Here is a 12865-nt window from a genome sequence, read left to right as displayed (position 1 = left end):
TCAATATATTATTTTTTTTCCAATACTTGGCCCGACTCCAGCAGTTGTTTTTTTAACATGCCGTAATCCACGTGCTGCACAACCCCATCATTATCAAGCGCTAATACCGCAGCAGCTCCTGCGCTCTGCCCCAATACCATAAATACGGGCTCCATACGGATAGAACCAAAGGCAATATGCGAACTGGAGAGGCAGACCGGAACGAGTAAATTGCTGCATTCATCGCTTCTTGGGATAATCGATCCATAGGAAATGGCGTAAGGTGCTGGCACATGGACACCAATATCGCCCTCATTCTGGACAAATCCTTCTTTGGTCACATAGCGTTGGGTATTGTGCGAATCCAAGGTATATGAGCCCATGCCAATCGGATCTTCTACTTTGCGCTTGCCCAAAATATTGTGTTCGGTCGTCACATAGTGTCCTAGCATCCGCCTGGCTTCTCGTATATATAATTGCCAAGGCCAATTGTCATTATCTTCAAATTCATCTTTTGCCAGCCCCCATTCGGCCATCTTTGTCCTGATTGCTGTTGGGACGGAAGGATCATTGGCCATAAAATAATATAGGCCCTGTTGATACCGGCGATGGGCTTCGATAATGGACTTGCGTTCGGCATAGCTTGCTTCGGGATAATTATAATTCATCCCAATAAAATCTGTGCTGAACGGACCATGGTTATTGGCATCGGTCTTATGGTTGGGCACCAGATCAAATTTTTGAAAGGCTTCGTCCCAGCCCGCGCGAAATAAACGTTGTAGTAAAACGTAATGCTGCGGATCGTACGCAATAGGTTTGGCAAAGGGCTTCCGATTGCGAGCATCATTGGTCAGGCACATGCGGAAGCAATAGGCTTGCAGCTTCTGATCTGCTGCGCCATATTGCCCAGGATCTTGTGCTGAAACGCCGTATACCAGGCCGCTGCTCGGATCTCCCTCGCGCTTGTAGGGGCTGATCTGAGCGATAAAGTGGTGCCTGTGCTGAAAGACTCCGGTCTGAACACCATTCCACTGCTCCTCATAGGTGTGGTTGGCCTCCCGCCCGATCGTGTAACTGACTTTGGCCAGCGCCATCAGATCACCTTCATAAGTGGCATCAATAAATATCTTCGCTTCATAGATCTTTCCGTCTACCGTTTTAATGGTCTTGATGGTTGTGCCTTCTTTAACGATAGCACTTTCCTGCCGATCTAAATATGCCCCACGAACAACATCAATCTGATGATCCCGCACCCAAGAATCAAAAATGTCCTCGGCTACATGGGGTTCAAAAATCCACATCGTCCGATGCGCACTATCCATCGCGACGGTGCCCTGTCCACGATTGCCAAAGGAGGCCCGGGATTGCCAATTCCAGCTCGATTCCCTGGAGTAATGGTTATATACATCCTGGTAGAATTTTTTGGCCAGACCACCAATAACTGCTTTATTGCCAGTATCGGTATAACCCAGTCCGCCTGAACTCAGACCCCCCAAATGCTGATCTGGTGATAAGAGTAGCACAGATTTGCCGGCCTGTTTTACTTGCAATGCAGCGGTGATGGCTGCCGGTGTACCGCCGTAAACGACCACGTCTACCTTCGTGGTCGAATGCTGGGCCTCAACCTGCAGAAAAGCCAAGACAAACATTAATTTTAACCCTATTTTTATCTTTTGCATATGTACTTAATTTTGGTCTGAAACGGGAACCCACAAGATGGCATTTGCAGCCAATATGCCTTTTGCGTCCGAGGTAATCTCAACATAGGGCTTACTTCTTCCCTTTTCAAAAACATATTCGCCGAGCGCTACCCAAGTACTTGTGGTCTGTCCGAGGATATTGACTTCCTTAAAATTTATTGTTTTTTCGATCCTTGTCTTCCCTGTATGGATAATGAATGTCCCGCTCTCGGTGCTTTCGGCGGTTCTAGGAAAATAACTGTACAGCATATATTTTCCACCGGAAAAATCTTTACCGGGAGTAAAACGGGCCATGGCCCCGGGGTTGCTGTCGGCTTCCTGGTAACTCATGCCATAACCTTTTTTTGCGGATTTACGCCAATTTCCTTTCAACATAACCTGATCTTTATCGTCTACATGAATGATATAATCGGCCCTACGGCCATCTGCCTTTGGGTTGTCACGCAATATTTTTTGCACGCGTCTTATATCAACATCCTGAACGGCAGTTTTGTTGTCAATTGCATCGCAGGCTGCCACAGCAGCGGACTGCCCCAGCACCATAAATACAGGCTCCATGCGAATGGAACCAAAGGCGATATGACTTGCCGACAAGCACACCGGGACCAAAAGATTATTGATCTCTTCTTTTTTGGGGACGATCGCTCTGTAGGAAATCGGGAAGGGAGAAAATCCGCCAACCTCAACGTTACCTTCATTTTTGACCATGCCATTGACGATCACTCGGTCACAATTGTGCGAATCCATGGTGTATGCGGCATAACCTACCCCATCAGACACGACTTTTCGGCCCTGACAGTGGTCTTGGGTCATGACGACATCACCAATCATCCTTCTGGCTTCGCGGATATATAATTGCGGTGACCAATGTCCATTGTCAGGATATTCGTCTTTGGGGTAGCCCCATTTTTTGAATTCGCTTCGGATCGGCTCCGGCACCGAACGATCGTTTGCGACAAAATATAAAAGACCTTTGGTGTAATCTTCATGGGCCTGAATAATCTCTTTCCGTTCGAAAAAATCGGCTTCAGGGTAATGCCAGTTCATGCCAATCATATCTGTTGAAAATCCATTTCTATTATTGATATCAGTCTTTCCATTGGGCATAAGACTCCAGATAAATACGTCTTGGATACTCTTCCAGGGCTGTATCTCCTTTTGCCGCTTTAAGAGTTCATATTTGGTTGCGTCGTAATTGTGGGGTTTGGTGATTGCTATTCTGTTTTCAGGGACATTGGTCAATGTGATCCGATAATTATAGGCTTGAACCTTGGCGTCTCCCGTTCCATTTTCTTTTAAGGGCCCCGTATTGATCCCCCATAAAACACCGCTCCCCGGATCACCTTTTATCTTATAGGGATCTACACCGTCCGGAAACTGATGACCATCAAGCAATTGCACTCCGTTAATCGTTTCACCATAGGTACTATTCGACTCCCGCCCCACATGGTAGGACACGCCAGCTTTGGCCATAAGATCCCCCTCATAGCTACAGTCCATAAAGACGTTGGCCGTAACCGTTATATTTTTGCCTTCCCTGCTTTCACTCGGAAGCAAAGTTATGCTTTTGATGGAACGATGCGCAGTCTCTACACCTATCAAACGATGCCCCATCAGTGTTTGTGTGCCAGCATGTGCCAGATAGTCCTTAAAAATAGATTCAGCAACCTTCGGTTCAAAAATCCATTGTTCAAAACTGCCATAGTGCTTGCCCATTTTGCGGTAAAAATCAAGGGCGAGCCCTGTGACGACATATTTATTCCCGATATCCGTCTGCCCCAATCCACCAGAACTGAGCCCACCTACCCGTGTGCCCGGATCAATCAGTAACACTGATTTTCCGGCATGTGAGGCGGTGTAGGCGGCTATTACTCCGGCTGAAGTGGCACCATAGATACATAGATCTACCTTTCTGTCGGTCTGCCCTTTGACTACATGCCAAAACATAGTCAAAAGGCCAATGGTCATTAAAAGTGTTTTTCTCATCATCATTGGAATTTAATAGCCTGGATTTTGTTCCAGGTTTTTATTGGTTACAATTTCAATATTCGGGATCGGCCAAAGGTAATTCTTGTTGGGATCGAACTTGCGTAACTCGATAACCCGCATGTCTTTCTGATTAGCAACGTTTTTATAATTCACGTAACTATCTTCATCGATCGTCGGCGCATTGGCCAGCAAGCCTTTTGGAATGCGGCCATAGAATGTTGAATTCATGAATTTATCGGCCAGTTTCCAACGCCTCAAATCGACCAGACGAAAGCCCTCATTGGTCAATTCATAAAGTCTTTCTTTGCGTACGATCTCGCGCAGCTCAATTTGCGTTTTACCGCTGGATATTACTGGCATGTCAACGCTAGGACGCTGCCGAATACTGTTGATCGCATCATACACCGTTTGGTCGATCTTATTGCTTTCGATCATCGCCTCGGCATAAATCAACAAAACTTCAGCATATCGGCTCTGAATAATATTTAACTCCGATTCCATGGTAAAGTCCTTGTCTTTGATATCGACATATTTTTTCCAGCAATAACCAGAAAAGGTCGCATAGGCATTGATCGCGTCCTGATTTTGGATGCGTACTGCCGTAGAAGTATTGTAGCTGTAGTTCCAGCAGGTTATGCTATCTTTATGGGTCTCAAACTGAAAACCAAAAAACGTGCTGCCGGGAAGAGCAATGGTATAACCCAGACGCGGGTCCCGATTGGCAAATGGTTTTTTAGGATCAAATCTGGAAGATTTATCAATGGCAAATCCGTCGGTACAGAGATAACTATCAACAATGGATTGTGACGGAATTTTGTTGGAAGTTCCCTGTGCGTTGCGTGACAGAAATCCGCGCGTAGCACTGTGGGTCTTTGTTTTTTGTAATCGTAGATATTGAAAAGCAAAAATAATCTCCTTGGATGCCTCTCCATCATAGGTAAACAATTGGCCGAAGTCGGGGTGTAAGGCGTATACTTTCAGGTCCATGACTTCTTTGGCAGAACGCGCTGCTTCTTCCCACAGCCCATTATTGAGTGCTGCCCGAGCGCGTATGGCCAATGCTGCCCCTTTGGTCGCACGCCCAATATCGGTCGAGCCATAGCTAACCGGTAAAATAGCAGCAGCTTCATCAAGTTCTTTGAGGATAAAGCTCGCAATTTCAGCCTTAGATGTTTTCGGAACATTGGCATCAGCAAGGCTTAGACCGCTCGTGACCAAAGGCACTCCACCGAAATAATCAATCAAATATTGGTAGACATAGGCCCGGATAAACTGTGTCTCTGCTTTATAACGCTTTTGAAGATTGGCATCCATCTTTCCATCCAACTTCTGGATATTGTCGAGTATAAAATTACATTTGCCAATGACCTTATAGGAATTGGTCCAGATATTCCGGATGTAGCCATTGTTGCTGTCGTGATCTCCCCTTCCCACAGCTTGTAAATCAGAGGTATTACGATCCCACCCAATATCGGTGGCATCATCAAGGGTGAGGTTGATAGGCATGTCGTCCATGGGATGAAATGCAAGGGCACTGTACAAACCATTGACAACCAATATCAGCTCATCCTGATTTTTGAAATAATTTTCGTCCGAAGGACCATCCAAGGGAGATCTGTCCAGGTATTTTTCGCATGCCCCCACCAGAAGGAGAACTGCAATCGATAGCGTATATAATACGAATTTATTTAGAGTTTTCATACATGCCAAGTTTATAATGTAATATCCAATCCAAAAGAATACACCTTTACCTGTGGGTAAAAGTTACCATAGCCTACAGGTGCTTCGACGTCATAACCGTCCCAAAACTTGTCTACGCTGAATAGGTTTGAGCCATTGACAAATACCCGGAACCTATTCAGTCCGATAGACTTTAGCAGGTCCGCCTGGAATGAATAGCCGAGCTGCAAATTCTTCAGCCGAAGGTAGGCAGCATTTTTCATCCAAAACTGGGAGGACTGCTGGTTGTTATTCTGTCCGAAAGCCAGGCGCGGATATTTAGCAGCAGTATGGTCAGGCGTCCATCGGTCTTTATTGTCCTCACGGATCGTCCCCCCAATTGCCCCCGTCGTTGTAAAAGGCTGTATACCTGCACCATAGAGGTAGCCATCGGCTTTTCCCACACCCTGCAACAGAAAACTGAGGTCGAATCCTTTGAAACTGAAGTTAGAATTGAGCGAATAGGTATATCGTGGAATCGTACTCCCGATAATGACCTTATCGGATTCATTAACTACGCCATCGCCATTTTGATCGCGATATTTGAGGTCTCCCGGAGCCAAGGTACCAAACTGTGTGGCATGCGCTTTCACTTCGTCGGTCGTCTGGAAAAAGCCTTCCGAAACATAACCAAAGATCGAGTTAATGGGGTAGCCTTCCCGATTGACCGTTAGACCAGTCTGATTGATTCCCCGCATATCCAACACTTTGTTTCTGACATCAGAGAGGTTAAACGTAAAATTATATTTAAAGGCTTTGCCCGGATCACTCCGATAGCCCATGGAAAGTTCCCAACCTTTATTTTCGACCACGCCCGCATTTTGATAAGGCTTATTCAAACCAATGATGAGCGGGATGTCCAGCTGTAATAATATATCGCTGGTTTTTCTGTTGTATAGATCTGCGGTAATAGTCCATCGCTTAAATAGGGTAAGATCAATCCCGATATTTTTCTCCTCAGTAGACTCCCATGTAATATCAGGATTGGACATATCATTTAGCGCTGCCGTATTGACGATGCCATTGCCCAATGTATACGAACCTAGGTTTAAAGATGCCACGGCCGGATAGGTCCCGATATTCTGATTTCCCAGTTTACCCCATGATGCCCTGATTTTTCCTTCTGTAAGCCAGCCCTTGGATGCGGTTAGGAACTGCTCCTCAGAAAAACGCCATCCTGCAGATGCCGACGGAAAAAAACCATAACGATTACCTTTGGCAAACCTGGAGGAACCATCGTAGCGTGCATTGAGTTCCAAAAGATAACGATCTTTGAAAACGTAATTGATCCGGGAAAATAATGATTGTAACGCCCACTCGGAAGCACTTCCCGTAGCTGACTGATTCAGTGCCGACCCAGCATTGAGCACTTCATAGTCAGGGAGAACATAGGTGTCCCTAAAACCCTGAGTGTAATCAATCTTGTAGTCTTCGCGCGAACCACCAATCAATGCTTTAAACTGATGTGGACCAAAATCCCTGTTTAGCGTAAGGGTCGCTCGCATATTATTAAAAAGTTCCTGGCTATTGTACTGGGTAAGTGCTGTACGCACAGGGACCGAGAAGCTCGGCGTACCGTCTGGAAAATAGGACTGCACTGCTTTTCGGAAATTCCTATTTACCTGCGTCGCATATTTCGGTGCATAATTGACCTCGGCAGTCAACCATTCCTTGGGTCTGTAGATCAATGATGCGTTGATACTACCAAATGGACTTTTGTTGGTCGCAACACCGCCATCAGCCGCCGCCGAGACGGGATTATTACCATTCCAACCTAGTCCCCAGCTACCATTAGAATTCCTAAAGGATTGATTGGCGGGAATACTGCTCATCCACTGAAAAAGCTCTTCAATACTCGCTGCGGGTGAGGTGACAATCGGATTGACGTATTGAAAGTCAAATTTAACGGCGAGCTTATCTGAGAATTTAACATCCACGTTGTTGCGGATAGTATAGCGCTTAAACGAACTATTCAGTGTCAACCCCTTCTGGTCGAAATAACCGACCGAAGTCAGCATTTTTACTTTATTTGTGCCTGCATTTACTGTCACAAAATGGCTTTGCTGAAATCCATTCCCCTGCAACGATTCCTTTTGCCAATTGGTATTGGGATACTCGTCCGAACTACCATTGCCCTGACTTCGATAGGCGGCAATGATATCCTCCGGATATAATGGACTCGCACCAACATTGGTATACGCTTCATTAGTCAGCAGCATATGATCCAGGGCATTGACGATTTTGGGCATATTGGTCGCCGACTGCCAACCGAAATAATTATTGTAGGCAATAGCGACTTTATCAGAACTTCCCCTTTTGGTCGTGACCAAGATGACACCATTGGCAGCTCTCGAACCGTAGATCGATGCGGAGGCGGCATCTTTTAATATGGAAATATTCTCTATTAAATTGGGGTCGATATTATTGATAGAGCCTTCGATCCCATCAATCAGCACTAAAGGTGCTGCGTTGCCAAGTGTACCGATACCGCGGATACGGATATCCGCACCGTCCGCTCCCGGCTTGCCAGAACGCTGTGTGACGGTGACTCCCGAGGCCATGCCTTGAAGGGCCGAAGAGGTTTGCCCTGCGGGCCTATTGTTCAGATCTTCTCCCGATACGGCGGAAACAGCGCCCGTCAAATTCACCTTTTTCTGAACACCATAGCCGACGACAACAACTTCGTCTATCATTCCGGTATTTGGTTTCAGACGGATAAGCACGGTGTTTTTGCTGGTAGCGGTTGCCACAAAATGCTTAACAGAATCGGTATCGTAGCCGAGATGGTGGGCATAGATCGTATAATTTTCGCCAGCAACAAGTGGAGTTAAAACAAACAATCCGTTGTTATCGGCCACAAAGTGGAGTTTTTTACTGCTCTTCTCGTGGACAAGATCAATAGTTGCGCCGGGCAATGTATTCCCTTCGTTGTCAACTATTTTACCATTTACTTTCAGGTTTGATTGCGCAAATCCTACAGAAAAGTATGGAAATAGCAATCCCACGAGCATTAATTTGATTAGAATATGCTTCATAATTGTTTACAGTTGGTTATTCTGATTTATATATTGGTTTATTTTTCCGCGTTGGGTTGATTCTCTCCTACTGTACGTCCTCCTTTCTTCTCGAATTGCTGATGTTGACAATACCATTGTTCACTTGGAATGTACAATCGTTCAATTGACAGAAACTGGTCAAGAAATTAGCTAGCGATTCTTTGCTATTTAAACTTCCTGTAAATGAACTGTTGAGCAAATCAGGATTATCACATATAATCGAAACATCGTAAAGGCTTTCGATTACTCTTAAGAGTTGAATGTTTTTGGTTTGGTTAAATTTGACAGACTGATTGGTCCATTCGACATTGGCAGTTAGCTGTGGTATAAGTTTCCTTAGCTCCTTATCCACACGGGCAGGCTGAGATTTTGTCAATTCGGGCTCCGAAAACTTAATCATCTGCTGAAGTTTTAAGTTAACCAATACTTCTTCTTTTGGTTGGAGGTATATTAAATTTCGGCTATCTGCCGTAACTGATCCGACAGATATTTTGCCCTCCATTAGTTTTATTAGTACATGATCGGTATCCTTGGGGTCTACGCTAAATATGGTGCCTAAGGCAGTGGTCAAATATCCTCTGTAATTGACTTGAAAAGGTGCATTTTTGTTTTTGTACACCTTGTAAATAACCCGACCTTGCACCTGATGTACATCGCGGTGGCCTCTGCCAGTATATTCGAATCCGATTTTAGCCTGTGGATAAAGGATAACGGTCGTGCTATCAGGAAGCTGAGCATTGATTGTATAAGCATTTTTATTTTCATACCAGGTAACCTGTTCTTTTGTTGAGGTCGAGAAATTTTTCAAAAAGAGAACCGACAGTACGCAGAGTAGCACGGCGGCACAGGAAGCCCAGGCCCACGGGCTTATGCTACGAATGAGCATAGGTTTTGGCGGATCTACGGCATAGATATGATCGAGCACTTTCCGATGAACCATGCTTAAATCTAGTAACGGAATTTGTTGTACTACTTGTCCTTCATCCTGATCCAGCATCTCAGTGATCCATAACTCTAGAATTGCAGTATCAATCTTGGCCATTTCGTCAAAAAATGACTCATAATACTGCGCATCCAAGCGGTTGTGGATATACGCCAACAATTGATCTTTAAAGGATTGCTCTTTCAAAATTTACTATAATTAGTTCAATACATTGCTGTATTTGTTACTCTATACGTTTGACAAAGAGAATCACACTATTACTTTTTTTATTTTTTTTATAGTTTGAATAAAAAGGCTGCAAAAAGACTGATTATATACTCATCTCGGTAGTTTTCTTGAATATATTTTTTGATATCTTTTAGTGCACTCACCAATTGATTACTCACAGTAGATACTGAGATGCCCAGTAAATCGGCTATTTCTTTATAACTTTTGTCTTCAAATTTATTGAGGGTCAGAATCTCCTTTCGTTTGGGGCTCAGGGAGTCGATTGCATTGGTCAACATCTGTTGCTTATCTTTGAAAAACAGTTTTTCTTCGGTATGATAATACAGTTCTATGGCTGAAGCCCATATTTCCAATTGAAGAGCCTTGTCTCTTTGCACTTTTCGAAAAAAGTCCATAGCCAAATTGTCCGCAATATGATTGAGAAATGAGACAAACCCCTTATTAGGGTCAATCTTTTCACGTTGGAGCCATATTTTGGTAAATACTTCTTGTAAGATTTCTTCTGCAATAGTTTGATTTTTCACCAATTTGATCAATCTCACATAGATCTTTGGCGAATAATGGAAATAAATTTCATTAAACGAATTTAGGTCTCCATTTTTAAGTTTTTCCAGTGTAGCAGCTTCTTTAGGAGATTTCATTTGGCAAATTCTGATAATTGGTACGAACGACGAACTTAATATAGTGATAAATTTACTAAATCAAAATCATTGGTACCCCAAATAAAATTTTATATTTCATACAAATTGACCTCCCCACCGCAAAACATGACATCTTAAAAGGAGAGAATTCGGGCCATATCTTCCCTAGTTTCCTTAATTAAAAATTGGCTTATTCTTTCGTTAATAAAAGGGCAATATCCTGTTTTGCCAGCACATGGCCTTTATAGACAATATTACTCTTGAGATAAAGAAAACATTGATCGATACGATCGAGTTTGCCTATTAACACTTTTATAGACTTTATATCCAGTTCTCCCATTTCTGCAGGAACGACTTTATTCGGATCTGAAATTAATTGTCCGTCTTTTTTAAATTCTTCGAGTTGCCAGGAGTAACCTGCCCAAGGCCCTGCGACCAATGTTGTCTGTTTGGCATCCATACTGATCTGTCCTTTATATTCCAAGCCCAGACTATCAACCCTAACCCTCTGGTCTTTCAAATCAATGACTAGATATTTCAAATAATCGCCGAAGTCTTTAGGCTCGAAATGGATACTATTGTCCTTGCGAATGATCTTGAGCTCCATCGCCCCTATTTTGTCTATTTTGGTAGATTGGGAGAACTCCATAAAAGCAGCATACTCTTCTTCGCTAATACCTAGATTTTTGTGATATGGTATAGGCTCTCCGGGTTTTAACTCCTTCATGGTTTTGAAAAACCAATCTTCATTGGCTTTCATGGCTTGTTTCATTTTCCCAACAATTGCAAGCTGTGCTGCATTCGGCCTGGGAATTCCCAACACCGCTGCGGTATAGTTGCCTTCAGGAAGTTGTCCATCAACGAACTGAATTGCCAATGCATCGCTGTCCACCCCGGATTGCTTTTGTGCAGAAACATTGAAGGAAAATATGAAGGCCGCTAACACCCCATAAAAACGAAGATATTGGTATAGAAATGTCATTGTCAGTGTATTTGAAAGATAAAATTACGATTTAATGCTGAAAATCCGCCATCTTCTTCGCCAACGGTCCGTCTTTCGTTACAAGACTAGACCAACCCGGACGTGCCCCTACGGTAAGTTTCGCGATCAATCTTTCGGATAAAAATATCTTAGCTAGTATTTCTTCCGCAAAATCCCAAGTGACTTCAACAGGCGTCCAAGCGTCGAATGGGTCGAGATTCTCTCTAACAAATTCCGCAGAATTTAAAAAGGGGTGATTTTCTTCTATCTGCAATTCTGGCTCACTCGGAGTTGGTGTTACATTGTATAGCCACACATGGGCAATAATATTTTCGCCTTCTTTCCAAAGGTAAGCATAGCAGACCTTATCGTCATCTTCGATGAAAAATCCCTTTTCTATCTCTTTTTATTATGATAAAATAGAGTTTTTGAGTTGTTGGGCTCAATTCAAAAGCATATGCTAAATATTGAGTGATTTAGTATTTGAAAATTCGTTCTAATTCTTTGCTCAAGTCATCACCCCTAAGTCCTTTAGCAAGAATTACTCCATTTGGATCAATTAGAAAATTATCAGGGACAGCTTGAATAGAGAGCTGTTGAGCGACTGAATTTTTAAAAGATTTTAGATCTGATAACTGCGTCCATTTTAATCCGTCATTGCGTATAGCTTTTAGCCATTCTTCTTTATTTTCATCTAATGATATTCCTATAATCTCAAATCCTTTACCTCTGTATTTTTGATAGGCTTTAACCAAATTAGGATTTTCTCTTCGACAAGGCGCGCACCAGGATGCCCAAAAGTCAACCAGCACATATTTACCTCTAAATTGGGATAATTTAACGACTTTCGATATCGTATCTGTTTGTTCGAACTCAGGCATCATTTCACCAATTTCAAATATTTTACTAATTTTTATTTTTTGGAGAATTGATTCGCCAAGATATGTTTTCTGTAAATCATTCGAAATCTTTTTGAACATGTTATTTCTATCATTTAGTTGTTTATTTGTATTATCCGGGAAATTACTTATCAAATAAAGTCCGTAATAGTTATTCGGGTGATTAGATATAAATGAATCGGAAAGTTCGCGAATTACTTCAATCAACTCATTGTTTGCCAGGTTACGGCCGAGTTGTTCTGTTTTTGCTTTAATTGCTGTTAATTTATTTTTGTTGAATAATCTCTCAATACTATCTAAAGAGGAATTTTTAATATCAAATTTATTAGACATAGGAATTAAACCCTTGGCGCCATTAATCAGCCAGCCTTTATAGCCATTAAATTCAATCGTTTTTTCTGGTTCTATCCAGAATGAATAGATTACAAAATCACCGATATAATTTTTATTATAAATATTTTTAATAGATATGTTGAAAATTGTCGGCTCTGAGATTATAGCTGTATATTTAAAATTGCTTTTATCATCTAATGCTACCGTATCAGAGATCGTATTTCCTTGATTTTTATATTTAACAAAATAGATTGTGTGAGGAATAGTATCTATCACTCCCTTAATAACTGATTTATTGTTTGATTGACCTTTTGCAGAGCATAAGATTGAAAAGAAAATCGAAATTAAAATCAAAAATCTCATTGTAAATTTATTAGCAATAATGTTCCAATATTT

9 protein-coding genes are annotated in these 12865 nt (G+C 42.5%); all 9 read right to left on the bottom strand.

What is annotated here, in order from left to right:
• Positions 1-8: 8 nt before the first annotated feature.
• A complete protein-coding gene (locus K2F45_RS10900; protein WP_248933546.1) occupies positions 9-1658 on the bottom strand; it encodes an FAD-dependent oxidoreductase in 1650 nt (549 codons plus the stop codon).
• Between the two features lie 6 nt (positions 1659-1664).
• Positions 1665-3671 carry an FAD-dependent oxidoreductase gene (locus K2F45_RS10895; protein WP_248933545.1) on the bottom strand — a complete coding sequence of 669 codons (2007 nt, stop codon included), beginning with the start codon at positions 3669-3671 and terminating at the stop codon, positions 1665-1667.
• A gap of 6 nt (positions 3672-3677) precedes the next feature.
• Positions 3678-5369: a RagB/SusD family nutrient uptake outer membrane protein gene (locus K2F45_RS10890; protein ID WP_248933544.1), complete on the bottom strand. Its 1692-nt coding sequence runs from the start codon at positions 5367-5369 to the stop codon at positions 3678-3680.
• Positions 5370-5380: 11 nt separating this feature from the next.
• Positions 5381-8422: a SusC/RagA family TonB-linked outer membrane protein gene (locus K2F45_RS10885; protein ID WP_248933543.1), complete on the bottom strand. Its 3042-nt coding sequence runs from the start codon at positions 8420-8422 to the stop codon at positions 5381-5383.
• 67 nt (positions 8423-8489) lie between these two features.
• Positions 8490-9572, bottom strand: a complete 1083-nt coding sequence (locus tag K2F45_RS10880; protein ID WP_248933542.1) for a FecR family protein — start codon at positions 9570-9572, stop codon at positions 8490-8492.
• Positions 9573-9661: 89 nt separating this feature from the next.
• Positions 9662-10255, bottom strand: coding sequence for an RNA polymerase sigma factor (locus tag K2F45_RS10875; protein WP_248933541.1), 594 nt, complete (start codon positions 10253-10255; stop codon positions 9662-9664).
• A 190-nt stretch (positions 10256-10445) separates the two neighbouring features.
• The gene (locus K2F45_RS10870; protein ID WP_248933540.1) at positions 10446-11237 is read right to left on the bottom strand and encodes a hypothetical protein; all 792 of its coding nucleotides are present in this window, start codon (positions 11235-11237) and stop codon (positions 10446-10448) included.
• A gap of 31 nt (positions 11238-11268) precedes the next feature.
• Complete coding sequence (locus K2F45_RS10865) at positions 11269-11553, bottom strand: hypothetical protein (RefSeq protein WP_075992179.1); 285 nt, start codon at positions 11551-11553, stop codon at positions 11269-11271.
• A 160-nt stretch (positions 11554-11713) separates the two neighbouring features.
• Positions 11714-12832: a TlpA family protein disulfide reductase gene (locus tag K2F45_RS10860; RefSeq protein ID WP_248933539.1), complete on the bottom strand. Its 1119-nt coding sequence runs from the start codon at positions 12830-12832 to the stop codon at positions 11714-11716.
• Positions 12833-12865 lie beyond the last annotated feature (33 nt).

The organism is Sphingobacterium siyangense (assembly GCF_023277505.1).
Classification (GTDB): domain Bacteria; phylum Bacteroidota; class Bacteroidia; order Sphingobacteriales; family Sphingobacteriaceae; genus Sphingobacterium; species Sphingobacterium siyangense.
Note: the sequence above shows the minus strand (reverse complement) of the source record. Positions and strands in the feature narration are given on the sequence as shown.

Excerpts from the sequence above, each read along its gene's own strand:
- K2F45_RS10900 (WP_248933546.1), bottom strand. The coding sequence starts at position 1,658 with ATGCAAAAGATAAAAATAGGGTTAAAATTAATGTTTGTCTTGGCTTTT.
- K2F45_RS10895 (WP_248933545.1), bottom strand. The coding sequence starts at position 3,671 with ATGATGATGAGAAAAACACTTTTAATGACCATTGGCCTTTTGACTATG.
- K2F45_RS10890 (WP_248933544.1), bottom strand. The coding sequence starts at position 5,369 with ATGAAAACTCTAAATAAATTCGTATTATATACGCTATCGATTGCAGTT.
- K2F45_RS10885 (WP_248933543.1), bottom strand. The coding sequence starts at position 8,422 with ATGAAGCATATTCTAATCAAATTAATGCTCGTGGGATTGCTATTTCCA.
- K2F45_RS10875 (WP_248933541.1), bottom strand. The coding sequence starts at position 10,255 with ATGAAATCTCCTAAAGAAGCTGCTACACTGGAAAAACTTAAAAATGGA.
- K2F45_RS10870 (WP_248933540.1), bottom strand. The coding sequence starts at position 11,237 with ATGACATTTCTATACCAATATCTTCGTTTTTATGGGGTGTTAGCGGCC.
- K2F45_RS10860 (WP_248933539.1), bottom strand. The coding sequence starts at position 12,832 with ATGAGATTTTTGATTTTAATTTCGATTTTCTTTTCAATCTTATGCTCT.